Source organism: Micromonospora sp. NPDC048868, from assembly GCF_043198195.1.
GTDB classification, from domain to species: domain Bacteria; phylum Actinomycetota; class Actinomycetes; order Mycobacteriales; family Micromonosporaceae; genus Micromonospora; species Micromonospora reichwaldensis.
This window is the reverse complement of the sequence record NZ_JBICUN010000010.1, coordinates 118,000-143,133: the sequence shown is the minus strand read 5'-3', so window position 1 is coordinate 143,133 and position 25,134 is coordinate 118,000. Positions and strand designations below refer to the sequence as shown.

General features: G+C 73.2%; 25 protein-coding genes. 17 read left to right on the top strand and 8 right to left on the bottom strand.

The window, feature by feature from the left end:
* Positions 1 to 12 precede the first annotated feature (12 nt).
* From grpE to ACGFNF_RS18140, 4 genes are all read left to right on the top strand, one after another.
* Positions 13 to 741 carry a nucleotide exchange factor GrpE gene (grpE, locus tag ACGFNF_RS18155; protein ID WP_357580640.1) on the top strand — a complete coding sequence of 243 codons (729 nt, stop codon included), beginning with the start codon at positions 13 to 15 and terminating at the stop codon, positions 739 to 741.
* 84 nt (positions 742 to 825) lie between these two features.
* The gene (gene dnaJ / locus ACGFNF_RS18150) at positions 826 to 2,019 is read left to right on the top strand and encodes a molecular chaperone DnaJ (RefSeq protein ID WP_357580639.1); all 1,194 of its coding nucleotides are present in this window, start codon (positions 826 to 828) and stop codon (positions 2,017 to 2,019) included.
* 46 nt (positions 2,020 to 2,065) lie between these two features.
* Positions 2,066 to 2,506, top strand: coding sequence for a heat shock protein transcriptional repressor HspR (locus tag ACGFNF_RS18145; protein WP_121399143.1), 441 nt, complete (start codon positions 2,066 to 2,068; stop codon positions 2,504 to 2,506).
* A gap of 505 nt (positions 2,507 to 3,011) precedes the next feature.
* Positions 3,012 to 3,221, top strand: a complete 210-nt coding sequence (locus ACGFNF_RS18140; protein WP_393169157.1) for a hypothetical protein — start codon at positions 3,012 to 3,014, stop codon at positions 3,219 to 3,221.
* A gap of 280 nt (positions 3,222 to 3,501) precedes the next feature.
* Here ACGFNF_RS18140 and ACGFNF_RS18135 read toward each other — a convergent pair whose 3' ends face one another.
* From ACGFNF_RS18135 to ACGFNF_RS18125, 3 genes are all read right to left on the bottom strand, one after another.
* Entirely contained in the window at positions 3,502 to 3,933 is a 432-nt protein-coding gene (locus ACGFNF_RS18135) for a hypothetical protein (protein WP_357580637.1), read from the bottom strand.
* A gap of 178 nt (positions 3,934 to 4,111) precedes the next feature.
* On the bottom strand, positions 4,112 to 5,317 hold the full coding sequence (locus ACGFNF_RS18130) for a cation:proton antiporter (protein WP_311410085.1): 1,206 nt from the start codon (positions 5,315 to 5,317) through the stop codon (positions 4,112 to 4,114).
* Positions 5,318 to 5,324: 7 nt separating this feature from the next.
* Positions 5,325 to 5,825, bottom strand: a complete 501-nt coding sequence (locus ACGFNF_RS18125; protein ID WP_357580589.1) for a TrkA C-terminal domain-containing protein — start codon at positions 5,823 to 5,825, stop codon at positions 5,325 to 5,327.
* A gap of 246 nt (positions 5,826 to 6,071) precedes the next feature.
* Between ACGFNF_RS18125 and clpB the strand changes: the two genes are divergently transcribed.
* The 13 genes from clpB to ACGFNF_RS18060 all read left to right on the top strand — a co-directional run bounded on the left by clpB (position 6,072) and on the right by ACGFNF_RS18060 (position 17,400).
* Positions 6,072 to 8,663 (top strand): ATP-dependent chaperone ClpB, encoded by a 2,592-nt coding sequence (gene clpB, locus ACGFNF_RS18120; protein WP_357580590.1) that lies wholly within the window; start codon positions 6,072 to 6,074, stop codon positions 8,661 to 8,663.
* Between the two features lie 165 nt (positions 8,664 to 8,828).
* Positions 8,829 to 9,200 (top strand): hypothetical protein, encoded by a 372-nt coding sequence (locus ACGFNF_RS18115; protein WP_357580591.1) that lies wholly within the window; start codon positions 8,829 to 8,831, stop codon positions 9,198 to 9,200.
* 138 nt (positions 9,201 to 9,338) lie between these two features.
* Positions 9,339 to 9,965, top strand: coding sequence for a DUF4178 domain-containing protein (locus tag ACGFNF_RS18110; protein WP_357580592.1), 627 nt, complete (start codon positions 9,339 to 9,341; stop codon positions 9,963 to 9,965).
* Positions 9,965 to 10,471 (top strand): DUF2617 family protein, encoded by a 507-nt coding sequence (locus ACGFNF_RS18105; protein ID WP_357580593.1) that lies wholly within the window; start codon positions 9,965 to 9,967, stop codon positions 10,469 to 10,471. Before ACGFNF_RS18110 ends, ACGFNF_RS18105 begins: the two co-directional genes overlap by 1 nt.
* The gene (locus ACGFNF_RS18100; RefSeq protein ID WP_357580594.1) at positions 10,468 to 10,893 is read left to right on the top strand and encodes a DUF4247 domain-containing protein; all 426 of its coding nucleotides are present in this window, start codon (positions 10,468 to 10,470) and stop codon (positions 10,891 to 10,893) included. Before ACGFNF_RS18105 ends, ACGFNF_RS18100 begins: the two co-directional genes overlap by 4 nt.
* A gap of 31 nt (positions 10,894 to 10,924) precedes the next feature.
* Complete coding sequence (locus ACGFNF_RS18095) at positions 10,925 to 11,347, top strand: DUF350 domain-containing protein (protein ID WP_357580595.1); 423 nt, start codon at positions 10,925 to 10,927, stop codon at positions 11,345 to 11,347.
* 71 nt (positions 11,348 to 11,418) lie between these two features.
* Positions 11,419 to 12,186, top strand: a complete 768-nt coding sequence (locus tag ACGFNF_RS18090; protein ID WP_393169330.1) for a hypothetical protein — start codon at positions 11,419 to 11,421, stop codon at positions 12,184 to 12,186.
* Positions 12,183 to 13,754 (top strand): polyamine aminopropyltransferase, encoded by a 1,572-nt coding sequence (locus ACGFNF_RS18085; protein ID WP_393169152.1) that lies wholly within the window; start codon positions 12,183 to 12,185, stop codon positions 13,752 to 13,754. Before ACGFNF_RS18090 ends, ACGFNF_RS18085 begins: the two co-directional genes overlap by 4 nt.
* A 112-nt stretch (positions 13,755 to 13,866) precedes the next feature.
* Positions 13,867 to 14,703 (top strand): hypothetical protein, encoded by an 837-nt coding sequence (locus ACGFNF_RS18080; RefSeq protein ID WP_393169150.1) that lies wholly within the window; start codon positions 13,867 to 13,869, stop codon positions 14,701 to 14,703.
* 72 nt (positions 14,704 to 14,775) lie between these two features.
* Positions 14,776 to 15,450 (top strand): hypothetical protein, encoded by a 675-nt coding sequence (locus ACGFNF_RS18075; RefSeq protein ID WP_393169148.1) that lies wholly within the window; start codon positions 14,776 to 14,778, stop codon positions 15,448 to 15,450.
* Positions 15,447 to 16,256, top strand: a complete 810-nt coding sequence (locus ACGFNF_RS18070; protein WP_393169146.1) for an SDR family NAD(P)-dependent oxidoreductase — start codon at positions 15,447 to 15,449, stop codon at positions 16,254 to 16,256. The genes ACGFNF_RS18075 and ACGFNF_RS18070 overlap by 4 nt, the downstream gene beginning before the upstream one ends.
* A 169-nt stretch (positions 16,257 to 16,425) precedes the next feature.
* Positions 16,426 to 16,965 (top strand): orotate phosphoribosyltransferase, encoded by a 540-nt coding sequence (locus ACGFNF_RS18065; RefSeq protein ID WP_121397268.1) that lies wholly within the window; start codon positions 16,426 to 16,428, stop codon positions 16,963 to 16,965.
* A 57-nt stretch (positions 16,966 to 17,022) separates the two neighbouring features.
* Positions 17,023 to 17,400: a helix-turn-helix transcriptional regulator gene (locus tag ACGFNF_RS18060; protein WP_007073957.1), complete on the top strand. Its 378-nt coding sequence runs from the start codon at positions 17,023 to 17,025 to the stop codon at positions 17,398 to 17,400.
* A gap of 58 nt (positions 17,401 to 17,458) precedes the next feature.
* Here the strand turns inward: ACGFNF_RS18060 and ACGFNF_RS18055 are convergent, their stop codons facing one another.
* The 5 genes from ACGFNF_RS18055 to ACGFNF_RS18035 all read right to left on the bottom strand — a co-directional run bounded on the left by ACGFNF_RS18055 (position 17,459) and on the right by ACGFNF_RS18035 (position 25,112).
* Entirely contained in the window at positions 17,459 to 18,172 is a 714-nt protein-coding gene (locus ACGFNF_RS18055) for a DedA family protein (RefSeq protein ID WP_393169144.1), read from the bottom strand.
* Positions 18,173 to 18,325: 153 nt separating this feature from the next.
* A complete protein-coding gene (locus ACGFNF_RS18050) occupies positions 18,326 to 19,111 on the bottom strand; it encodes a thioesterase family protein (RefSeq protein WP_393169142.1) in 786 nt (261 codons plus the stop codon).
* 90 nt (positions 19,112 to 19,201) lie between these two features.
* Positions 19,202 to 21,727, bottom strand: coding sequence for a polynucleotide kinase-phosphatase (locus ACGFNF_RS18045; protein ID WP_393169140.1), 2,526 nt, complete (start codon positions 21,725 to 21,727; stop codon positions 19,202 to 19,204).
* A complete protein-coding gene (locus ACGFNF_RS18040) occupies positions 21,724 to 23,196 on the bottom strand; it encodes a 3' terminal RNA ribose 2'-O-methyltransferase Hen1 (protein ID WP_393169138.1) in 1,473 nt (490 codons plus the stop codon). Before ACGFNF_RS18040 ends, ACGFNF_RS18045 begins: the two co-directional genes overlap by 4 nt.
* Positions 23,197 to 23,558: 362 nt before the next feature.
* Complete coding sequence (locus ACGFNF_RS18035) at positions 23,559 to 25,112, bottom strand: LPXTG cell wall anchor domain-containing protein (protein WP_393169136.1); 1,554 nt, start codon at positions 25,110 to 25,112, stop codon at positions 23,559 to 23,561.
* Between the last annotated feature and the right edge of the window lie 22 nt (positions 25,113 to 25,134).

Below are 25,134 nucleotides of genomic sequence, written 5' to 3'. Positions count from 1 at the left end.
TGAGGTAGCCCCATGACGGAGAAGCCACGAGCCGCCGACCCGGGTGCGACCGGGTCGACGCCGGGTGGCTCCGCGCCCGCCGAGCAGGCCGGCGACGGGCCGCGGGTCGTCATCCGTGACAACCGCAAGATCAGCGAGACGTCCGAGCCGGCTGCCGCCGACGCCGGCTCGGACGCCCCGGCCGAGGGTCTGGTCGAGGAGTCCGAGGTCGTCGTCGACGAGATCGAGGTCGAGGCGACCGAGGTGAGCGGCCCGCCGGTGGTGGACGCCCCGGCCCAGCCGGTCGACGGCGGCCCGAGCGGGCTCGGCGCCGAACTCGAGGCGCTGCGCAAGGACCTCGACGAGCGGACCCGGGACCTCCAGCGGGTGACGGCGGAGTACGCCAACTACCGCAAGCGGGTGGACCGGGACAAGGGTCTGGTCACCGAGCAGGCGACCGGCGCGGTGCTCGCCGCGCTGCTGCCGATCCTCGACGACCTGGACCGGGCCCGCGAGCACGGCGACCTCGTCGGGCCGTTCGGCAGCGTGGCCGACCAGCTCGTCGCGGCGCTCGGCAAGTTCGGGCTGACCCCGTTCGGCGAGCAGGGCGACCCGTTCGACCCGACCCGGCACGAGGCGGTCGCCCACCAGACCTCGGCCGACGTCACCGAGCCCACCTGCGTACAGGTGATGCGTCGGGGCTACCAGGTCGGTGAGCGGCTGTTGCGGCCCGCGATGGTCGCAGTCGCCGACCCGGAGTAGTGCGGAACGACGACCGGACCGTCCCGCCCGCCCGCAGAGGGCCGGCGGGACGGTCGGTCCCCAGCTAGGGAAGGGGGTGGACCGGTGAGTTCCAAGGACTGGATCGAGAAGGACTTCTACGCCGTGCTGGGCGTGGACAAGGCCGCCACCGCCGACGACGTCAAGAAGGCGTACCGGAAACTGGCCCGGGATTCGCACCCGGACCACAACCCCGGCGACCCGAAGGCCGAGGAGCGTTTCAAGGCCGCCTCCGAGGCGTACGCCGTCCTCGGCGACGACGCCAAGCGGCGGGAGTACGACGAGCTGCGGTCGCTGTTCGGCTCGGGGGCGTTCCGGCGCGGGGCCCGTGGCGCCGGTCAGCCCGGTGGCGTGCCGTTCGACGTCTCCGACCTGTTCGGGGGCGCCGCGGGCGGGGGCGGTGACCGCCGCTTCGGCGGGGCCGGCTTCCAGGACCTGTTCAGCTCGATTTTCTCGGGCGGTGCCGGCGGTCCCGCCGGCGGGGCGGCGGCCCGTGGCCCGGCCCGGGGGCGGGACGTCGAGGCCGAGGTGGCCCTCGACTTCGACGACGCCGTACGCGGGGTGACGCTCCCGCTCACGCTGCGCGCCCCCGGGGTGTGCGACACCTGCCACGGCAACGGGGCCAAGCCCGGCACCCAGCCGCGCACCTGCCCGGTGTGCCACGGGGCCGGGGTGACCAACCGCAACCAGGGGTCGTTCAGCTTCTCCGAGCCGTGCCGCAACTGCCAGGGCGTGGGCACCGTCGTGGACGAGAAGTGCCCCGAGTGCCAGGGCACGGGCGGGGTCACCAAGACCCGCACGCTGAACGTCCGCTTCCCGGCCGGCGTGGCGGACGGTCAGAAGATCCGGCTGGCCGGGCGGGGCGAGCCCGGCGCGCGAGGTGGCCCGGCGGGCGACCTCTTCGTGCACGTGAAGGTGCGGCCGGACGAACTGTTCGGGCGTACCGGCGACGACCTCACGCTGACGGTGCCGGTCACGTTCGCGGAGGCCGTGCTCGGCACGGACCTGCGGGTGCCCACCCTCGACGGCACGGTGACCCTGCGGGTGCCACCGGGCACGCCGAGCGGCCGGATCCTGCGGGCGCGGGGCAAGGGGGTGGTCCGCCGTGACGGTCAGGCGGGCGACCTGCTGGTGACCCTGGACGTGGTGGTACCCGCGAAGGTGTCCGACGAGGCGCGAGCGGCGTTGGAGGACTTCGCCGCGCAGACCCCGCCGGCCGCCCGGGAACATCTCGAGGCGCGGGTACGTCGATTCAGTTGACCCGGTGTTCAGTCGGCTCGGTGGAGTGCACGCGGAGGTGAGCGGGATGTCGGACGAGTTCGTCGGCTCGGGTGACCCTGCCTACGAGGCCAAGGTGCTGATGATCTCGGTGGCGGCGCGGATGGCGGGGATGCACCCGCAGACCCTGCGCCAGTACGACCGGTTGGGCCTGGTCCAGCCGGGACGTGCCGCCGGCGGCGGGCGCCGCTACAGCGTCCGCGACGTGGTGCTGCTGCGCGAGGTGCAGCGGCTCAGCCAGGACGACGGGATCAACCTGGCCGGAGTCAAGCGGATCATCGGGCTGGAGCGGCTGCTGGAGCAGGCGCAGCAGCGGGTGGCCCGGCTGGAGGCGGAGCTGGACGCCGCGTACCGGCGGATCGCCGAACTGGAGGCGCTGGCCCGCTTCCCGGGCAGCGACCTCGTGCCGACCAACCGCACCTCCACCGCGCTGGTGGTCTGGCGTCCCCGCCGGGGCCCCGAGCGCTGACGACACCTCGCGCGCCCGGCCGCTCTCCCGCGGCCGGGCGCGGTCGTCTTTCCGCTCCCCGGCCCGGGGCCCTCGGCGGGCCAGGTGCGGTCGTCCTTCCGTTCGCGCTCGACTGCGCGGCGGCGGGCGTGGTCGCCACTGCCGGTCCGCCGCGCCCGAACGTGGCCATCCTTCCGGCCCTGGCCCCGGGTGTGCCGCCGTCGGTCGCTGTCGGCCTAGCCGTCCGCGTCGCCGTCGGCCGCTGCCGCTGCCGCTGTCGCTGTCGGCCTAGCCGTCCGCGTCGCCGGCGGAGCAGGCCTTTCCGGTGCGTCACGTCCGCCGTGTCGCCGAACACCGCTCCGCCTGAGCCACGAGTGGAACACCACGGGTGTCTCCACCCCCGGATGACACCCGTGGTGTTCCACTCGTCGCGGTTGCCGGTTTGCCGGCGGGGGAGGCACCGGATCCGCTAATCTGCGAATCAGGTCCAACCCGCTTAATCCGGACTCCAATGGCAGGGGGAGCCATGACGGAAGCCGCGAGGAAGCCTGCCCAGCAGGCGGAGGAACGGCTCGAAGAGGTGGCGAAGAACGTCCGGGAGAGATTCGACCGGGTCACCGAGGGCCGCTTCACCGACAAGGTCAAGAACGGCGCGTTCGCCGACCGGGCCGACCACGGTACCGAGCAGGGACGCGACGAGGCGAGACGCCGCGAAAAGGGTGGATCGGAGCACTGACGTTCCGCCGACGTGCGGGCCGGGACCCACGGGGGGCCCCGGCCCGTTCGTCGTCGGGGCTGCGGGCCGGGACGTTCGTGCGGGGTCCCGGCCGTTCGTCGTCAAGGCGCGGACCGGGATGCCCGTGCAGGGACCCGACCGTTCGTCGTCGGGGGCGCGGGCCGGGACGCTCGTGGGCTCCGTGCGGGGGCTGCGGCCCGTTCGTCGTCGGGGTGTGGGCCGGGACGCCCGTGCGGAGCTCCGGCCCGTTCGTCGGCGGAGAGTGCCTGCGTTGCTCAGCTCAGGCGATGCGGCGGTTCTCCCGTACCAGGCCGCCCTCGCACCAGTCCCGGTAGACGAAGAGTTCCGGGCGGGCCAGCAGCACCCGGCTGTTGTACGCCCAGGTGCGCATCAGGTCGTCGCCGTCGCGCTCGGCCTGCTCCACGAGCTTGCGGAAGCGCCGCTTCGGGTGGGCGCGGAAGTTGGTCCGGATGCCGTCGGCGGCGTAGATGTAGAGGCAGTGCAGCGCGAAGCGGCGTGCCGGGCAGGCCGGGTCCATCGCCAGGCCGAAGAGCACCGCCACCAGCCGGTCGCCGGAGACCAGCAGGTCCCAGTCCGGCGGCATCGAGGCCAGCGGTACGGAATCCGGCTGGTAGGCCCACGCCCGCAACTCGGCGGGGGTCGGGTCGACGGGGTTGGCGAAGCCGTGGAACGTCGACTCCTGCACGCTCACCGGCCAACCTTCCGCTCTGAGCCCGCGCCGACGTCGGCCATCCGCGAGCTCTGGCTGCTGGGGCGAAACGGTAACCCGGAGCGCTGATCGGCGGTAGACCCCGTGCGGAGCAATTCGGCATCCGTTGGCCGAGGGCCGACCCGACCGTACGGTCGATGCGGCCCTCGGCCAACGTCGATCAGTCCGCCACGGGTGCCGGCTGGGCCCGTTGCGCGGCGCCGCGCTGCCGCAGCCAGCGCTTGAACCACGCGAAGTCGGGCAGCCGGGCCAGCATCGGCCCGGTCACCACGGTGATCAGCACGTACGCCGTCGCGAGCGCCGCCAGTTTCGGCTCGACGCTGCCGGCTGCCACCGCGAGGCCCGCGATGACGATGGAGAACTCACCCCGTGGCACGAGGGCCAGACCGGCGCGCCATCGACCGGGTTCGGCGATGCCGACGCGGCGGGCGGCCAGGTAGCCGGTGAGGGTCTTCGTCGCCATGGTGACGATGGCCAGCGCGAGCGCGGGCAGCAGCACCGGCGGGATGTCCCGGGGATCGGTGACCAGGCCGAAGAAGACGAAGAAGACCGCCGCGAAGAGGTCGCGCAGCGGCGTGAGCAACTCCGTGGCGTTGTGCGCCACCGGCCCGGAGAGCGCGATGCCGACCAGGAACGCCCCGACCGCCGCCGACACCTGGAGCTTCGCCGCGATGCCGGCCACCAGCAGGGTCATCCCGAGTACGCCGAGCAGCAGCGCCTCCGGGTCCTTCGCCGACATGGCGGTGGAGATGAGGTTGCCGTACCGGATGGCGACCACCAGCACCAGGAGCACGGTGCCGACCGCGACGCCGAGCGCGATCCCGCCGCCGAGCAGGCCGGTGCCCGCCAGCACGGCCGTCAGCAGGGGCAGGTAGAGCGCCATGGCCAGGTCCTCGATCACCAGGACCGAGAGGATCACCGGCGTCTCCCGGTTACCGAGGCGACCGAGGTCGGCGAGCACCTTGGCGATGACACCCGACGAGGAGACCCAGGTGATGCCGGCGAGCACCAGCGCGGCGACCCAGTCCCAGCCGAGCAGCAGTGCGAACGCCGCCCCGGGCAGCGCGTTGAGCAGCCCGTCGATCAGCCCGGCGGGGGCCGCGGCGCGCAGGTTGCCGACGAGCTCGTTGGCCGAGTATTCGAGGCCGAGCATCACCAGCAGCAGGATCACGCCGATCTCGGCGCCGACCGCGAAGAACTCCTCGCTGGCGGCGAGGGGGAGCAGGCCGCCATGCCCGAAGGCGAGCCCGGCGAGCAGGTAGAGGGGGATGGGCGAGAGGCCGATCCGGCGGCTCAGCCGGCCCAGCAGGCCGAGCAGGAACAGCAGCGCGCCGACTTCGATGAGCAGTGTTGTCGTGTGGTGCATCCGCGCCTCAGCCGTCCGGGTCGTTGTCGGCGAGGATGGCTGTCACGCCGTCGAGGCCCTTGCGGGTCCCGACGACGACCACCACGTCACCGGCCGCGAAGCGGAAGGACGGGTCCGGCGAGGCGATCACCTCGCCGTGGCGCAGCACCGCGACGATCGAGGCGCTCGTACGGGAGCGTGCCTGCGTGTCGCCGAGCTTGCGGTTGACGTACTTCGACCCGGCCGGAATGGCGATCTGCTCGGTGAGCAGCCCGGCGGCCTGGTCGCGCAGCCCGGAGAGCTGGCCCAGCATCAGGGACGCCCCGAGGATGTCGGCGAGCGCCTCCGCCTCGTCGTCGGTCAGCGGTATGTCGTGCTGGCATGAGTCGGGATCGTCCGGGTCGTAGAGGACGAGGTCACGGCGGCCATTGCGGTGGGAGACGACGCCGAGGCGGCGGCCGGATTCCGTCAGCAGATCGTGACGGACCCCGATGCCAGGCAGGGCGGTCTGTTCGACACGTACGCGCACGCGGTCAGGCTACTCCCCGCCGTCACCTGCGGATCCAGTCAGGACGTCGCCTGTCGCTGAGTGATCTGTCAGTGCTTCTCCGCCACGGGCGCGGACGGCTCGGCTCACCGGAGGCCGGACCCGGGGCCGGGGAGTTCGGCCCCAGCACGGGACACGTGTGAGTCAGCTCACGTGGTCAGGGTTGAGCGGAATAGGCTCAACTCTGGTTGTGTCCTTCCCAGTGGACACGCCGATCCGGGGGAGCCCATGAACACGGAACGTCTCACCACCAAGAGCCGCGAGGCCATCACCGGTGCCGTCGCGCTGGCGAACCAGCGCGGCCACGCCACCGTGGAGCCCTGGCACCTGCTGCTGTCACTGCTGGACACCGACGGCTCGACCGCCGCCGGCCTGCTGCGCGCCGTCGGGGCCGACCCCGGCGAGCTGCGCCGGGCGGCCCGGCGCTCGGTCGACGGCCTGCCCGCCGCGCGGGGCTCCAGCATCGCCGAGCCGACCCTGGCCCGGGAGTTCGTCAACGCCATCGGGGCCGCCGAGCAGATCGCCCGGCCGCTCGGCGACGAGTACACCTCCACCGAGCACCTGCTCGCCGGTCTGGCCCGGGTGGGCGGCGCGGTGTCGAACGCGCTGAAGTCGGCCGGTGCCACCGAGGAGACGCTCGTCGCCGCCTTCCCGTCCGTACGCGGCGGGGACCGGCGGGTCACCAGCGCCGACCCCGAGCAGACCTACCAGGCCCTGGCCAAGTACGGCGTGGACCTGACCGCCAGCGCCCGCGACGGCAAGATCGACCCGGTCATCGGCCGGGACTCGGAGATCCGTCGGGTGATCCAGGTGCTGTCGCGGCGTACCAAGAACAACCCGGTGCTCATCGGCGAGCCGGGCGTCGGTAAGACCGCCATCGTGGAGGGCCTGGCCCAGCGGATCGTCGCCGGCGACGTGCCGGAGTCGCTGCGGAACAAGAAGCTCGTCTCGCTCGACCTCGGCGCGATGGTCGCCGGCGCCCAGTACCGCGGCCAGTTCGAGGAGCGGCTGAAGTCCGTCCTGGAGGAGATCAAGAACTCCGACGGGCAGGTCATCACCTTCCTCGACGAGTTGCACACCGTCGTCGGCGCCGGCAAGGGCGAGGGCTCGATGGACGCCGGCAACATGCTCAAGCCGATGCTGGCCCGCGGTGAGCTGCGGATGGTCGGCGCGACCACGCTTGACGAGTACCGCGAGCACATCGAGAAGGACCCGGCCCTGGAGCGGCGCTTCCAGCCGGTGCTGGTCGGCGAGCCGACGATCGAGGACACCATCGGCATCCTGCGCGGGCTCAAGGAGCGCTACGAGGTGCACCACGGCGTACGCATCACCGACGCCGCCCTGGTCGCCGCCGCCGCCCTGTCGGACCGCTACATCACCGACCGGTTCCTGCCGGACAAGGCGATCGACCTGGTCGACGAGTCCGCGTCCCGGCTCCGGATGGAGATCGACTCCCGGCCCGTCGAGGTGGACGAGATCGAGCGGGCGGTGCGCCGGCTGGAGATCGAGGAGATGGCGCTGGCCAAGGAGCCGGACGCCGCCTCCGCCGAGCGGCTGGAGCGGCTGCGCAAGGAGCTGGCCGACAAGCGCGAGCAGCTCACCGTCCTGTCGGAGCGCTGGCAGCTGGAGAAGAGCCACATCACCAAGCTCTCCACGGCCAAGGAGGAGCTGGAGCGGCTCGGCGGCGAGGCCGAGCGGGCCGAACGCGACGGCGAGCTGGAGCGGGCCGCCGAGCTGCGCTACGGCCGAATTCCCGCCCTCAAGGCCGAGCTGAAGCAGGCCGAGGAGGAACTGGCCCGGCTCCAGGCTGAGGGCGCGATGCTCAAGGAGGAGGTCGGCGCCGACGACATCGCCGCCGTGGTCGCCTCCTGGACCGGCATCCCCGCCGGCCGGCTGCTGGAGGGCGAGACCGCCAAGCTGCTGCGGATGGAGGAGTCGCTCGGCACCCGCGTGGTCGGTCAGGCCGAGGCCGTCGGCTCGGTCTCCGACGCGGTCCGCCGCGCCCGGGCCGGCGTCGCCGACCCCGACCGCCCGACCGGCAGCTTCCTCTTTCTCGGCCCGACCGGCGTCGGCAAGACCGAGCTGGCCAAGGCGCTAGCCGAGTTCCTCTTCGACGACGAGCGGGCCATGGTCCGCATCGACATGAGCGAGTACGGCGAGAAGCACTCCGTCGCCCGGCTCGTCGGCGCCCCGCCCGGCTACGTCGGCTACGAGGAGGGCGGCCAGCTCACCGAGGCGGTACGCCGCCGGCCGTACTCGGTGATCCTGCTCGACGAGGTCGAGAAGGCGCACCCGGACGTCTTCGACATCCTGCTCCAGGTGCTCGACGACGGCCGGCTCACCGACGGGCAGGGCCGTACGGTGGACTTCCGCAACGCAATTCTGATCCTCACCTCCAACCTGGGCTCGTCGGTGATCGGCGACCTGACGCTGGCCGAGGAGCAGCGACGGGAGGGCGTCCTCGCGGTGGTCCGCTCGCACTTCAAGCCGGAGTTCCTCAACCGCCTCGACGACATCGTGGTCTTCGCCGCGCTGCTCGGGAACGACCTGCGGGCGATCGTCGACATCCAGCTCGACCGGATGCGCAAGCGTCTCGCCGACCGCCGCCTGGGCCTGGAGATCACCGAGCCGGCCCGGGTCTGGCTCGCCGAGCACGGGTACGACCCGATCTACGGCGCCCGCCCGCTGCGCCGCCTGGTCCAGACGGCCATCGGCGACCAACTCGCCAGGGCACTCCTGTCGGGCCAGATCCGCGACGGCGACACGGTCAAGGTCGACCTGGCACCCACCCCCGACGCCCTAACGATCACCCGGGCCTAACCCACCCCCACCCCAGGTCCCGTTGATCATGAAGTTGTTGTCGCGACACGCCGATTTGGCGGGCAACAACTTCATGATCAACAGGGTGGAGGTGGGGGTGGGTGGGGAAGGGGGTGGGGAAGAGGTTGGAAGAGGTTGAAGAGAGGAGGGTGGAGGGTGTTTGGGATGGGGCGGAAGAAGGATCGGGAGGTCGAGGCGGCCTTCGACGAGCTGCGGCAGGCCGAGACGGTGGCGTTCGGTGGGGTGGGGATCGCCGGGACGCTGCTGCCGGTGACCGAGGCGTACCGGCGGGTCGAGGCCGCACTGGGCGACGACCCCGAGGACCTGCGTGGACAGCTCGACCGGCTGCTCGCCGAGGGCACCCCGGCCGGGCGCGTCTACGCCGCCACGCTGCTGGAGCGCGTCGACCCGACCGCCGGGCGCGTCGCCTGGACGGCGTTGCGCGACGACCCTGCCGAGTTCGGCACCTTCACGGGCTGCGTCATGGGCCGCACCACGCTGCGCGAGTACGCCACGGACCGCCCCGACGGGCCGTAGAGGCTCGAAGAGCGGGCCCGGGGGAGGGCAGCCGCCGGGCACGTGGCGTAACCGGCCTCTCACTCCCCGACCAGGCATTTTCCCCAGGTGCGCGGGGTTGTTACCGTCTGCGCCGACGTACCTGGGGAGGTGGTCGGGTTGAGCGGAACGCTCGCGTACGTGCTGGCGGCGGTCGGCTGTCTGGTCGGAGTGGCGGGCCTGGTGGTGGCCGCGGTCGCCTGGAACCGGACGCGTTCCCGCCCGCAACAGCGGGCCAAGGGGCCGGGTGACCCGCTGCGGGACCGGGACGCCGACGCGCTGCGCGGTGACCCGCGCCGGCTGAAGCCCGGCGACATCGTCGAGATCCGGGGCGTGTCGTACGCGGTGCGCGGCTCGATCCGCCTGGTCGAGGGCGGCTGGAGCTGGGCCGAGCACCTGCTCGACGACGCCGGCGGCGTGCGGCGCTGGCTCTCCGTCGAGGAGGACCCGGAGCTGGAGCTGGTGCTCTGGGGAGCCGAGCAGGGCGCCACCGTGACCCCCGGCGCCCCGACCATCGACTTCGCCGGCCGCCGTTACAACTGGAACGAGTCCGGCCAGGCCCGCTTCACCGCCGTCGGCAACACCGGGCTCGACCCGACCGGCACGATGCGGTACCACGACTACCAGGCGCCCGGCGGCGCCCGGCTCTCCTTCGAGGCGTACGGCGAGGCGGGCTGGGAGGTGGCGCTCGGTGAGCTGCTGCACCGCGGCGACGTGATGATCTATCCGCAGTCCGAGGTGGGCTGATGCTCGTCACCCTCGACGCCCCGTACGTCGACACCAGCGCCGCCGACCTCAGCCTGGCGCTCGACGACGTCGAGCGGCCCGCGCTGCACGTGCTCGACCTCGACCTGCCCGACGGCGTCCGGCTGCGGCTGCGGCTGCTCGGCGCCTCGCACCAGGTGGTCCTGCACGCGCCCGGCGCCGCGCTGACCGAGACGGTCGCCTGCCTGCCCGGCCGCCCGCCGGAGCTGCCCGGTGCGGTACGGGACGAGGCGAGCGGCTACCACTTCACGGCGACCGTGCTGCGCCCCGCCGGCGCGGGGCTGAGCGAGCAGGTGGCCGCCCTCCGTGCCGACCTGGCCGACGACCCGTACGCGCTGGTGGGCGTGTTCCCCGGCGACGCCGACGCGGTGACCGCGCTGGCGGTCCGCCCCGACCCGCCGGCCGGCACCCTCGCCTGGCGCACCTGGCACGCGTATCCACAGACCAACGAGCTGGTCCTGACCGAGACGGTGGTGGCACTGCGATGACGTACCGACGCTGGTTCGTGGTGGGGGCGGCGTTCGCCGTCATCGGCGCCCTGGTCGCCGCCTTCGCGATCTTCTACGGCAGCTTCTCGCCGCGCGGCTACGTCGAGGACAAGTACAAGCGGGCGGCGAGCCGGGACATCGGCCGCAACGCCGTCGCCTACACCTCGCCCCGTTCGCCGAGCCAGGTGGCGAAGGAGGTCACCGACGCGTGGCAGCCGGCCGACCAGTACGTCGACGGCAGCGGCGTCTACCTGCGCTACGACGACGACTCGGTGGTGATCCTGCCGATCGCCGCCGGCTCGGTGATCCTGCTGGAGCGCATGAGCACCGCCTACCCCCGCTACCACTCCACGGTCGGCTCCCACTGGGGCTGGGGCCGTGGCAGCACCGTCCGGGGCGGCGGCCCCGGCAGCGGCAAGTGACGCACCGACCCCCCTCACCCTGGAGCCTCCTGTGCAGACCCTCGTCACCGATCTGCTGGTCACCCTCGCCTACGGGGCGGTCGGTGTCCTGCTGATGGGCATCGGCTACGTCCTGGTGGACCTCGCCACCCCCGGCAAGCTCAACCAGCTGATCTGGACCGAGCGCAACCGCAACGCCGCGCTGCTGCTCGCCTCGAACCTCGCCGGCGTCGGCATCATCGTGGTCGCCGCCATCGCCGCCAGCGAGGACGACTTCGCGCTCGGCATCGTGGGCGCGTCCGCGTACGGGATCCTCGGCCTGGTGATCATGGCGGCGGCCTTCGTGCTGCTCGACGTCGCCACGCCGGGCAAGCTCGGCGAGATCCTGGTCGACCAGCAGCCGCACCCGGCGGTCTGGGTCTCCGCCGTCGTGCACCTCGCCACCGGTGCGATCATCGCCGCCGCCATCAGCTGATGACCACGGCGAAGCAGCCCGTCGCGCCGCGACCGGCGCGCGAAGGCCCGATGAAGAGCGGCAGCTGGGTCATCTGGGTGATCGTCGGCGTGGCCTTCCTGTGCTGCGTGGGCATCGGCGTGGTCAACAGCCGCGACGGAGGCGACGACGTGCTGCCGCCGACCTCGCAGGAACGCGGCGACACCGTGCCGATCCTGCAACGCGCCAGCGCCAGCCAGGGCATCTGCTACGGCTGGGTGCTCCAGGACTACTACGGCTACACCGAGCTGAGCGTCGGGTCGAACCTCGGCGACGGGGTGGCGGTCGAGGAGAACCCGGCCTGCCCGCGCTGGGCGCAGGTGGTCGCCCGGGTCGCGTACACGTCGGAGAGCAGCGAGAGCAACGACTTCGCCCGCATCACGGTGGAAACCTCCGACGACGTCTCCGCCACCGCCCGCCTGCGGATGCAGAGCGGGCTGGAGCGGCTCGGGCTGACCGAGGACGCCTTCGTCGACGAGCCGGGTTGGGCCGTCACCCGGGCCGCCGTCTCGCTGCCGCTGCTCGCCGCCGAGGCGGGGGTGGTGGAGCCGGCTGCGACCCCGGCGGCCGCGACGGCCGACGCGCCACCGCTGCCGGACGCCGGTAGCGACCTCTGGCGTGACCGCTGGGGCTACCTGCTCGCCGCGGTCGGCCTGCTGCTGTTCACCGCGCTGCTGTTCGCCGTCGGCTTCTGGCAGCGCGGCCGGCAACGCCGCGAGGAGGCCGAGCGGCAGGCACAGGCGGCCGCCCGGATGCAGAATCCCCGCGTCGCCCGGCAGGCCGCCGCGCGGGACCCCAGGCGTACGCCGGAGGGCCGGTGACCGTCGACGCGCAGGCACCGCCCGCGCGGTGGCGGCTGTCCCGCGCGGCGGTGCTCGTCGCGGTCTTCGTCTGTGCCGCCTGCGGCCTGGTCTACGAGCTGGCCCTCGTCGCCCTGGGCAGCTACCTGATCGGGGACACGGTCGGGCAGGCGTCGATCGTGCTCGGCGTGATGGTGTTCGCGATGGGCGTGGGGGCGCTCGCCGCCAAGCCCCTGCAGCCCCGGTCCGCTCCCGCGTTCGCCGCGATCGAGCTGGCCCTGGCCCTGCTCGGTGGCCTCTCCGTGCTCGGCCTCTACGCGGCCTTCGCGTGGCTGGACCTCTACGGCCCGGCGCTGGTCGCCACCGCCTTCGTGCTCGGCCTGCTGATCGGCGCGGAGATTCCGCTGCTGATGGTGCTGCTGCAACGCATCCGGGAGCAGGCGGCGGGTAGCGCGGTGGCGGACCTGTTCGCCGCCGACTACGTCGGCGCGCTGCTCGGCGGGCTGGCCTTCCCGTTCCTGCTGCTGCCGGTCTTCGGCCTGCTCAAGGGCGCGCTGGTGGTCGGCGCGGTGAACGCCGTCGCCGGGCTCGCACTGGTCTGCACGGTCTTCCGGCGGGAGCTGAGCCGCCGGGCGCGCATCGCGCTCGGCGCCGGCAGCGTCGTGGTCTTCCTCAGCCTCGGGTACGCGTGGGTGACCGCGCACGACTTCGAGCTGACCGCCCGCCAGCAGCTCTACCGGGACCCGGTGGTGCACTCCGAGCGCAGCCGCTACCAGGAGATCGTGCTCACCCGCTCGGTCGCCGAGACCGGCCGCTCCGGCACCGACCTGCGGCTCTTCCTCAACGGCGACCTCCAGTTCAGCTCCGTCGACGAGTACCGCTACCACGAGGCGCTGGTGCATCCGGTGCTGAACGGCCCGCGCGGCGAGGTGCTGGTGCTGGGCGCCGGGGACGGTCTCGCCGTACGCGAGCTGCTGCGCTATCCGGACGTCCGGCGGATCACGGTGGTGGACCTGGACCCGGCGGTGGTGGCGCTGGCCCGCAGCGAGCCGCAGCTGCGCCGGCTCAACGGCGGGGCGCTCGACGACCCCCGGGTGCGGGTGGTGCACGCCGACGCGTTCGCCTGGCTGCGTACCGCCCCCGACCGGTTCGACGCGGTGGTGGCGGACCTGCCCGACCCGGACGAGACGGCCACCGCAAAGCTCTACACGGTCGAGTTCTACGCGCTGGTGCGGGCGGTGCTCGCCGAGGGCGGGCGGCTGGTCGTGCAGTCCGGCTCGCCGTACTTCGCGCCCCGGTCGTACTGGTCGATCGAGGCGTCGCTGCGCGAGGCGGGCTTCGCCACCACGCCGTACCACGTGGACGTGCCGTCCTTCGGCGACTGGGGTTTCCTGCTGGCGGCCCCCGGCCCGACCGCGCCCGCCCTGGCCCTGCCGCCGGACGCGCCCGCGCTGCGCTTCCTCGACGCGGCGACGCTCTCCGCCGCCGGGTCCTTCCCCGCCGACCGGGGCCGGGTGGACGTGCCGGCCTCCACCCTGCTCCAGCCCCACGTGCTGGAGTACGCCCGCGCGGAGTGGCGCGGCTACTGAGGTGCCGCCCGTGGCCCGCGATCGCCGCCGTCCCGGCGGGTCAACGCCCGTCTGACGTGCCGGACTGGCTCGACCTGGATACGGTGTGACCGCGATCTAGGGAAGGAGAATCATGGTCGATTCCCACAACACGCCGGCCCGCACCCGGCCGGGTGTGGTGACCATATCCACGTATCTGCTGTGGCTGTTCGCGCTCACCCAGCTGATCGGCCTCATCATCACTCTCTCCACCGTCGGCACCATGTCGGAGGTGCTCGACGACGCGTACCGGGGCACCGACGCCAACGGCACGCAGAACCTGGCCGACATCACCACGATGATCGCCATCGGTGGCGCCGTCTTCGTGCTCCTGCTCGCGGTCGTGCTGGCCGTGCTCGGGGTGTTCAACAACAAGGGCAGCAACGGCTCGCGGATCACCACCTGGGTGCTCGGCGGCATCATGGTCTGCTGCACGGGCGGCGGACTGGTCAGCGGAGTGGGCGGCGGCATCGGCACCGGTCAGACGACCGGCGACGCGCCGAGCGCGGAGGAGATCCAGCGCCGCCTCGACGAGGCGCTGCCCGGCTGGTTCACCCCGGTCACCACGCTGCTCAGCGTGCTCGGGCTGCTCGCGCTGCTCGCCGCGCTGATCCTGCTGGCGCTGCCGAAGGCCAACGAGTTCTTCCGCAAGCCGAAGCAGGGCTGGGAGCCGCCGGTCCCGGGTGCGGCCTACCCGCAGTCCGGTGGCCAGCCCGGCTACCCGCAGTCCGGCCAGCCCGGCTACCCGCCCACGCCGGGGTACCCGCCCACGCCGGGCCAGCCGCAGGCGTCCGACCAGCCTGGCTACCCGCCGGCCCCGGGCGACCAGCCGCCGTCCACGCCGTACGGCGGGGACCAGCCGGGGTCGAACCCGGGTGGCGAGCAGCCCGGGTCGGATCGTCCCGGACCGACCCCGCCGCCGGTGAGTTGACCGGTCGATAACAGCGACGCCGACGGTCCCTCCGAGTAGGTTGCAACCCGACGCCTACCGGAGGGACTCGTCGTGTCGCACCCCGATCGGGCACCGGCCCGCCGCCCGGCCGTGGTCACGGCGGCCGTGGCGCTGCTGGCGCTGATGGCGGTCGCCGCCCTCGCGTACGCCGCCGCCGGTGTGGCGACCCGGAACGGCACCGTCGACCGGTTCCGCGCCGCCGCGGCGGACACCTCGGCGCTCCCGGACCAGATCGACGGGACGGTCACCCTGCTGAGCGTGTCCACCGTGCTGACGGCGGTGGTGAGCCTGCTCGCGGGGCTGCTCCTCGCCGGTCTCGCCCTCGGCCTGCGCGCCGGCCGGGACGGCGCCCGCACCGCCACCTGGGTGGTCTCGGGGCTGGGGCTGATCGCCGGGTGCTGCGGGCTCGCGCTGCTGGTCGGGCAGCGCGCCACTCCGCTCGGGTCGGGCGAGGACGAGCGGCCGACGGCGGAACTCCTCGGCCTCCTCGCCGACGCCTACCCGTCCTGGTGGATTCCGCTGGGCGCGGGGCTTTCCGTCGGCCAGGTGCTCGGTTACCTTGTGGTAGCCGTGCTGCTGGCACTGCCGGCGGCGGGCGTCTGGTTCCGTCCGCGACCCGCGCCGTCCGCCCCGCACCACCCTCCGGCGTCGCCCGCGCCGCCACCCGTCCAGCCCCCGCACCAGCCGCCCGCGCCCCCGTACCCGCCGAGTGAGGACCGCCCGTGACGCTCGACCAGTCGGCCAGCGAGCGGTGGGCCCTGATCACCGGAGCGACCGCTGGCATCGGTGCCGCCTTCGCTCGCAGGCTGGCCGCCGACGGTTGGCACCTGGTGCTGGTGGCCCGGGACGCGGACCGGCTGGCCGCGACGGCCGCCGAGCTGACCGGGCGGCACGGCCGGGAGGTCGAGACGCTCCCGGCCGACCTGTCCACCGACGACGGTTGCGCGACGGTGGAGCGGCGCCTGGCCGAGGGCCCGCCGATCGAGTTGCTTGTCAACAACGCCGGGATCAGCCTGAACACCCCCTTCCTGCGCTCGTCCGCCGAGGACGAGGCGCGGCTGCTGCGGCTCAACGTGCACGCCGTGCTGCGGCTGACCCTCGCGGCCCTGCGTCCGATGACCGAGCGGCGCCGTGGGGCAGTGATAAATGTCTCTTCGGTGGCGGGGTTCGGCGTGGTCATGCCGGGGTCGACATACTCCGCCAGCAAGGCGTGGGTCACCAACTTCAGCGAGTCCGTCGGCCAGTCCGCCCGGCCCTTCGACGTGCGCGTGATGGCGCTCTGCCCCGGCTACACGCGTACGGAGTTCCACGAGCGCGCCGGCATCAACATGTCGAAGACGCCGGAGTGGATGTGGCTGCGGGCCGACGACGTGGTCGACGAAGCCCTGCGTGACCTGCGGAAAGGCAAGCTGGTCAGCGTTCCCGCGTGGAAGTACAAGCTCGCCGTGGTGGGGCTGCGGCACGCGCCCCGGCGGCTGCTGGAGGCGGTGTCCCGGGACACCCGGGGCCGGATCGGCCGCGACGGCGGCTGAGCGGCGGGTCGGGGGCGGCTCGCCCCGTCGACCTCCGTCGATCGTCCGATATGTCCGGCTGAACGGTCGCTCAGCGTAGCCGGCCATCGCCACCCGTCGGTCGCCCCCAGGGCTGATCCCGGTGGACCCCGCACACGACTCCCAGACTTGAGCAGTACCCTCTATCGGCATGGGGGACCACGACGACCTGCGTAAATTCATCACTGACCTGGCGGTGGTCCACGGCCGGGTGGTGCTCTCCTCAGGCCGCGAGGCCGACTGGTACGTCGATCTACGTCGCGTCACGCTCCATCACCAGGCCGCTCCGTTGGTGGGGCGCGTGATGCGTGACCTGACGGCCGACTGGGAGTACGACGCGGTGGGCGGGCTGACCCTTGGCGCCGACCCGGTGGCGCTGTCGATGGTGCACGCCGCGTCCGGGACCGACCGTCCGGTGGACGCGTTCGTGGTCCGCAAGGCGGGTAAGACGCACGGTCTCCAGCGTCGGATCGAAGGGCCGGACGTGGCCGGCCGGCGGGTGTTGGCGGTGGAGGACACTTCCACCACCGGGGGAAGTGTGTTGACGGCGGTCGAGGCCCTTCGCGAGGTCGGGGCCGAGATCGTGGGTGTGGCGGTTATTGTTGATCGAGGCGCCGGCGACGCGGTGCGAGCCGCCGGATTGCCGTATCGAGCGGCCTATACGTTGGCTGACCTCGGCCTTGTGGCGTAAAAGTCTGCCGATTCGGATCCGCCGATATGCAGGCGGATCGATGCTGCTGGTGGAAGGATGGAATACGTGGGAACTGCGTTGGCCGAAATGACTATGCCTCAGATCTCGCCGCTTGCCGGCGAGCCGATCGAACGTGCCGATGCCGAGCGTCTGGCGGGGGTCCTCAAGGCCCTCGCCGACCCCGCTCGACTTCGGCTGCTCAGCCTGATCCAGTCGGCGCCCGAGGGCGAGGCGTGCGTGTGCGACCTGACCGCACCCCTCGGCCTCTCGCAGCCGACGGTCAGTCACCACCTGCGTATCCTCACCGAGGCCGGCTTGCTGGAGCGGGAGAAGCGCGGTGTCTGGGCGTACTACCGGCTGGTGCCGACGGCGATCGCCACGATCGCCGATCTGCTGACCCCGCCGCGCAAGCGCGCCACCAAGAAGGCGCGCTGACCTTCACCGTTCGTCCGGTGCCATCCCCCACCGGGGGCGGCACCGGACGGCCGGTCGGTCAGTGCTTGCCGTAGTGCTCGCGGGTCTCCCGGATCGCCTCCTCGGCGGCGGCCCGTTCCTGGGCGGTGGTGCCACGCTTGGCGGCCATCCGCGCCCGCAGCAGCTCGACGGCGATCGGGACAACCGAGATCACCACGATGGCGATCAGGATCATCTCGATGTTCGCCTTGACGAACGGGATCTGGCCGAGGAAGTAGCCGAGCACGGTCACGCCCGTGCCCCAGAGCACGCCGCCGATCACGTTGTAGATCACGAACGTGCGGTAGTTCATCCGGCTGACCCCGGCAACGATCGGCGTGAACGTCCGCACGATCGGCACGAAGCGGGCCAGCACGATGGAGCGCGCGCCGTACTTCTCGAAGAACTCGTGCGCCTTGAGCACGTTCTCCTGCTTGAACAGCTTCGAGTTCGGCCGGCGGAACAGCGCCGGGCCGACCTTGCGGCCGAACGCGTACCCGACCTGGTCGCCGGCGATCGCCGCGATGGTGATGAGCAGGCAGACCAGCCACAGCGGGTAGGTGATGTACTTCCCGTCCGCGGTGAGCAGCCCCGCGGTGAACAGCAGCGAGTCGCCCGGCAGGAAGAACCCGATCAGCAGGCCGGACTCGGCGAAGACGATCACCAGGATGCCGATCAGCCCGAACGTCGAGATCAACACCTCTGGATCGAGCCAGCTCGGCCCCAGGGCCAGGGTGGTGGTGGGCGTCGGCACGAGGCGACCTCCGATGTATGCCGGTCGGTGATGGAACGTCCGTAGTCTAGGTGGCTGCCGGCCTGCCCGGTGCTCGACGTCACAGCGCGCGAGGCGGTGCCACCCCGGCCGGGCAGGCACATCCGGCACCGGGCCCCCGCCCGCCGCGCCGCCTCAGCGGGGTGCGACGACGAGCGTCTGCACCGCGCCGCCCACCGTGCCGTCGGCGTCGGCCAGCCGGCTCGACGCCACGCCCGAACCGTGCGGCCCGATGGTGGTGGCCGAGTCGAGCAGGAGCCACTCGCCGCGCGGCGGCCGGTGCAGGGTCACCGTCAGGTCGACGTTCACGAACAGCCACCGGGCCAGGTCCAGGCGGGCACTCACCCCGCTGCCCGAGTCCGCCACCAGCAGCGCCAGCTCCGCGGGGCCGACGGGCTCGCCGGGCAGCAAGGGGATCCGGGGCCGTACCCACACCCGGGCCGGGCCCGGCTCGACGAACGCGCCGGAGACGAAACGCCACTGCATGGCCGACAGGTAGCCGGCGGAGTGCGCGGCGGCCCAGTGCTCCGGCTCGGTGCCCGCGTCCGGCCCCGGCACCGGCGGCCCGTCGTCGGCCGTCGCGGGCGTCGGCTCGGCCGGGGCCAGGACGCGCCAGCCCCGGGCGTGCAGCACCTCCTGCCCGCCGGCCTCCGCGATCCCCTCCACCAGCGTGATCCGGCGGCCGGCCCGGACCGTACGGACCCGCAGCGTCAGCTCCGCCACCGGCACCGGGCGCAGGATGTCCACCGACACGCGGGTGAGGAGCTGGCCGTCGACCGGTTCGTGGCCGGCGAGCGTCCGGGCGAGCAGGGCCGACGGCGGGCCGGCGTGCTGGGCGGCCGGATCCCACGGGCCGGCGGTCGCCGGCGTCGACCCGAACCGACCACCGTCGGCCGGCTCGTAGAACGCCTCGTACGTCATGGCCGGCGACCATACCCGCAGGAACCGACAGCCGGCGCCCGGCGGTACGGGTGACGGCCGCCGTCGACCGCCGTCACCCGTCGCGCGTCGTCACAGCCGGGGGTCGACCGGCTCGGACTCGCAGGCCAGGATCGCGAAGACCAGCTCGTGCCGGCGCCACAGCGGAGCACCGGCGACCAGCGCGTCCAGCGCCGCCAGCCCCAGCCCGTGCTCGCGCAGCGCCAGCCCCCGCTTGCGCCCCAGCGACCGGCGGCGCAGCGCGGCCAGCTGCTCCGGCTCGTCGTAGCCCGGGCCGTAGATGATGCGCAGGTACTCCCGGCCCCGGCACTTGATGCCCGGCTGGAGCAGCGAGCCCCGCTCGGTGCGGGCGGCCGGGCCGGCGTACGGCTTCACCACCATGCCCTCGCCGCCGGCCGCCGTCAGCGCCAGCCACCACTCGGTGGCCGCCGCCTCGGCGGCCGGATCGGCCAGTTCGACGACCTGGCGGCGGGTCGGCGTGAAGAACTCCGGATCGGCGGCGCAGAGCCGGTCGGCCAGCCCGAGGTGCCAGCCGTGGTCCCGGTCGGCGTAGCTGGCCTTCGCACCGGCCAGCACCGCGAACGGGGCCAGGGTCACCCCGCGCAGCCCGTCGGTCGGCCCCACGTACGCCCGGTAGGCGTCCGAGTAGGCCAGGATCTCGTCGCGGCGACGGGCCATCCGGTCACGCAGCTCCGCCACGGGCAGCCCCCGCCCGGCAGCGGCCTCCAGCGCGGCCAGCGTCGCCGGCAGGGCGGCCCGGCCGGCGGCGCCGACCCCGGCGTACTGCTCGCGGATCAGGCCGCCCGCCTTCGCCGACCAGGGCAGCAGCTCGCAGTCGAGCAGCAGCCAGTCGGTGCCCAGCTCGTCCCAGAGTCCCGCCCCGCCGACCGCCGCGCGCACCCGGTCGAGCAGCTCGGTGTCGAGCGGCGCGCCGAAGAACGGGCGGCCGGTGCGGGTGTGCACCACCCCGCCACCCGGACCGAAGGGCCCGCCGTCGGGCTCCCGGCAGACCAGCACCACGGCCCGCGAGCCCATGTGCTTCTCCTCGCAGACCACCCGGTCCACGCCCGCCGCGCGGTAGTCGGCGAACGCCTGCGCCGGGTGCTCCAGGAAGCCGCCCGCCGTCGCCGTCGAGCAGGGCGCCATCGTCGGCGGCAGCCAGGCCAGCCAGCGCGGGTCGACCGCGAAGCGGCTCATCACCTCCAGCGCGGCGGCCGCGTTCTCCGCCGGCACGGTCAGCGACCCGTACGGGTGCTCGACGTGCCGCCGGCCGGTCACGTCGGTCAGCTCCAGCACCTGGTCGGGTCGGGCCGGCGCGGCGGCCAGCGGGCGGGTCGGGGCGTACCACTCCCGCTCCGCCGGCACCGAGACCAGCTCCTTCTCCGGGTAGCGCAGCGCGGTGAGCCGGCCGCCGAAGACGCAGCCGGTGTCGACGCAGATGGTGTTGTTCACCCACTCCGGGACGGCGGCCGGGGTGTGCCCGTAGACCACCATCGCCGAACCCCGGTACTCCCGCGCCCACGGGTAGCGCACCGGCATCCCGTACTCGTCGGTCTCGCCGGTGGTCTCGCCGTACAGCGCGAAGGAGCGCACCCGGCCCGACGCGCGGCCCTGGTACGCCTCCTTCAGCCCGGCGTGCGCGACCACCAGCCGGCCGCCGTCGAGCACGAAGTGGCTGGTCAGTCCGTCGATGAAGCCCGCCACCTCGGCCACGAAGGCGTCCGGCTCGGCCGCCAGCTGCTCCATCGTCTCGGCCAGCCCGTGGGTGAGCCGCACCTCGCGGCCGCGCAGCCGGCGCAGCAGCTTCTGCTCGTGGTTGCCGGGCACGCAGATCGCGTGCCCGGCGGCGACCATGCCCATCACCAGGCGGAGCACGCCGGGCGAGTCCGGGCCGCGGTCCACCAGGTCACCGACGAAGACGGCGGTACGCCCCGACGGGTGCGTCGCGTCCACCGGCCGGCCCCGCTCGTCGCGGCGCAGCTCCCAGCCGAGCCGGACGAGCAGCGTCTCCAGCTCGGCGCGGCAGCCGTGCACGTCCCCGACGATGTCGAACGGCCCGGTCAGCTCGCGCCGGTCGTTGAACAGCTTCTCGTAGCGGATCTCGGCGGCGTCGATCTCCTCGACGCCGCGCAGCACGTGCACCTTGCGGAAGCCCTCCCGGGCCAACAGCTTGTACGAGCGGCGCAGGTCGCGCTGCATCCGGGCGAGCACGTGCCGGTTGAAGGTGCGGTCGGCGCGGCTCTCGGTGCGTTCCCACGCCAGCGCCTCGGGCACGTCCAGCACGACGGCCACCGGCAGCACGTCGTGCTCGCGGGCCACCCGCACCAGGCCCGCCCGGGCGTGCGGCTGGAGGTTGGTCGCGTCGACCACCGTGAGCCGGCCCCGGCGCAGCCGCGTGGCGGCGACGTGGTGCAGCGCGTCGAAGGCGTCGGCGGAGGCGGACTGGTCGTTCTCGTCATCGGCGACCATCGCCCGGAACGTGTCCGAGGAGAGCACCTGGCTGGGCGCGAAGTGCCGGCGCGCGAAGGTGGACTTGCCGGAGCCGGAGACGCCGACGAGTGCGACCAGGGCCAGCTCGGGGATGTCGAGGGTGGTCACGGGTTCTCCTTCCGGGTCAGCACGACGAGCTGGGTGGGGGCGCCGACCTCGGGATCGTCGTCGCCGACCCCGCTGATCGCGGCGGTGTAGCCGTACGTGGTGGACACCCGGTCGACCCAGGCGGCGAACTCCGCGCGGGTCCACTCGAAGCGGTGGTCGGCGTGCCGGAACCGCCCGGCGGGCAGCCCCTCGTAGCGGACGTTGTACTCGGCGTTCGGCGTGGTCACCACGACGGTCGCCGAGTTGGCGTGACCGAGCACGGCGTCCTCCAGTGCCGGCAGCCGGGGCGGATCGACGTGCTCGATCACCTCCATCAGCACCGCCGCGTCGTACCCGCGCAGCCGGTCGTCCCGGTAGGTCAGCGCGGACTGCCAGAGCCGGATGCGGTCCCGCTGCCGCTCGGGCAGCCGGTCCAGCCGCAGCCGCCGGGCGGCCAGGGTCAGCGCGTGCGTGGACACGTCGGTGCCCACGATCTCGGTGAACCGGCGGTCGCCGACCAGCGCGGCGAGCAGGGCACCGCCGCCGCAGCCGAGATCCAGCACCCGGCTCGCACCCGCGCCGGCCAGCGCGCCGAGCACCGCCTCCCGCCGGCGCGCGGCCAGTGACGCCCGGCGGGCCGAGACCTGCCCGCCCTCCCCGGTCGCCCCGTCCGTGGTCGTGCCGTCCCCCGTCGCCTCGTTTTCGGTCGTCCCGTCGGCGGCGGGCTCGTCGGTCGGGTGCCGCTCGGCCAGGCGGGCCAGGGCCAGCCCGGCCAGCGCCCGCCGGTGCGCCAGGTAGCGGCGGGTGATCATGTCGCGCTCCGGGTGGTCGGCCAGCCAGCCCTCGCCCGCCCGCAGCAGCTTGTCGACCTCGTCCGGGGCGACCCAGTAGTGCTTGGCGTCGTCCAGCACCGGCAGCAGGACGTAGAGGTGGTTGAGCGCGTCGGCGACGCGCAGCGTGCCGGTCAGCGTCAGGTCGACGTACCGGCTGTCGCCCCACTCCGGGTGCCGCTCGTCGAGCGGGATCGGGGCGGCGGTCACCGCCCAGCCGAGCGGGCCGAACATCCGGACCGCCACGTCCGCGCCACCCCGGCAGCGCAGCACCGGCACCCGCACCTCCAGCGGGATCGGCGTACGGGCCAGCTCGGGGCGCTCGCGGGACTCGCCGCGCAGGGCCGAGCGGTACACCTTGGACAGCGCGGAGGAGAGCAGGCTGGACGCCGCGTAGGGCCGGTCGTTGACGTACCGCCCGAGGGTGAAGCTGTCCGGGGTCGGCGCCTGCTGCCGGCCGCGGCCCCGCGCGCCGGCCAGCCGAAGCGGGTCGACGTCGAGCAGCAGGGCGGCGGTGCAACGCTGCTCGTCCGCCTCCGGGTAGAACACGTGCGCGGTGCCGACCGGCACGTCGAAGGCGTGCGCGCGGTCGGGGTGCTTGATCAGCAGGTGTCCGAGGTCGGTGGCCGGGCGGTGCGTGGTGGTCAGGGTGAGCAGCACGCGCCCAATGGTGTCAGTCGCATCGATCTTGCGTCGTCCCGTTTTTGGTTGCTCGTGGGTCGGTGGGATTCGGGGGGGTCCGTGGGTGGGGTTTCCGGGGGAGCCCCGCCCGCTCCGGGCGGTCAGGCTTGATCCCTGCGCGGGCGGGGCTCCCCCGGAAACCCGTCGTGGTTGCGGTTCGTCCGACCGCTCGGGCGGGGGCGCGTGCCGTCGGTTGGGGTGTCTGTGGGGGGCGTGTGCCGTCGGGGTGGGCGTCTGGGGGCGTGGCGTCGGGGTGGGTGGTTGCGGGTGGGGTGGGGTGGGGTGGAAATGGTGGTGCCCCGCCGACCAGTGGTCGGCGGGGCACCGGGGGTGCGGGTGGGTCAGGCGACGAAGTGGGTCTTGCGGCGCTTGGTGACCACGTAGCCGCCGACGCCGGCGACGAGCAGCAGCCCGCCGATGCCGGCGATCAGGCCGGTGGACTCACCGGTGATCGGCAGCGTGCCGCCGTCACCGTCACCGCCTCCGCTGCCGCCGCCGGACGCGTTCACGATGAGCTTCGCCTTGTCGTTGGCGGGCTTCAGGTCCTCGTAGAAGCCCCCGTCGCACTGGCACGGGATGTTGATGTCGACGGCGCCCGTCGCGTTGGCGACGACCTTGTCGATCCGGAGCCCGAACTCGAAGGTCTCCGCGTCGCCGGCCTTGAGGAGCGGCTGGGCGTAGCAGAAGTAGGTGCGGGCGCCCGGCTCGCCCGGCTCGCCCCGGTCCTCGCCCTTCACGGGCATGCACTCGTCGGGGGCGTCGACCACGGTGGCGCCCTCGGGAATCGCGACCTCCATGTAGGTCACGGAGGACCCGCCGCGCTGGTAGTCGAGGGTGGCGGGACCGTTGTTGCGGAAACCGACGGTCGCGGTGACCCGCTCGCCCGCCTTCCCCGTCACCGAGTCGCCGACGGCTTCGAGGTCGGTGCCGTTCTTGCCGGTGGCGGTGACCACCATGCTCGACCAGTTGTTCTCCGGGTTGATGTCGACCTGGGACGAGCGGGCCCGGACGTTCGGGGCCGAGAGGCTCAGGGCCGCACCGTCGCCGGGATCGCCGACCGAGTAGCCGTTGTCGGTGAGGTACTTGCTGAAGTCCTCGAACTCGGCGACGGTCATCCAGTTGTAGTAGCCGTAGTCCCTGCCCGGGGCGTAGGTGTCGGCGCCCAGCTGGTACGCCAGCGAACCCGAGTGGACGGCCCCCGGGGCCACGTCGTCCGAGAAGCGGCAGGTGCGGAGGTAGTCGCCCTCGTAGGTGCAGTTGCTGTGCCGCTTGTCGGGGCGGATGGCGTGGTCGTTGTCGAAGACGGCGACGGCACCCTTGGCGGTGGTCTGACCCGCGTTGCCGAGCACGATCGGGGCGGTGAACCGGCTGCCCGGCGCCGCCGAGACCTTCACCTCCGGACCACCGGCCAGGTCGACGCCCTCACCGACGCGGATCTGCGACGTGTGGCTCGTCGGCGCCAGGCCGTCGGCGCTCACCGTGACCTTGACCTTGCCGGTGTCACCGTCCTTCGCCTCCGCCGTGGGTACGACGGCCACGTTGAAGTAGCCGGAGGCCCAGTCGTACAGGTCGTGCTCGAAGGGGTCCGTGCACACCAGGACGCCCGTCTCCGGCGACGTGCACTCGGAATCGAAGTCCGACTTGATCTGCACCTTGTCCGCGAAGTCGCGGTAGTCGAACCGGGCCGTCAGGCCGAACACGGTGACGGGCTCGGAGGCGAACATGAGGGGCGATTCGTACTTGCCCTCGGATCCCGCCGCGACGGTCAGGTCGCTGAAGTAGACGCCGAGCTCGACGTCGGTGTCCTCGGCGGCGGCGGGGGAGGCGGAGGCGGCGACGAGCGCGCCTGCGACGCCCAGCCCGGCCAGCCAGCGCCGAGTGGAGTGCTTGAGCATGTGGGGGGTTCCTCCCGTGGGA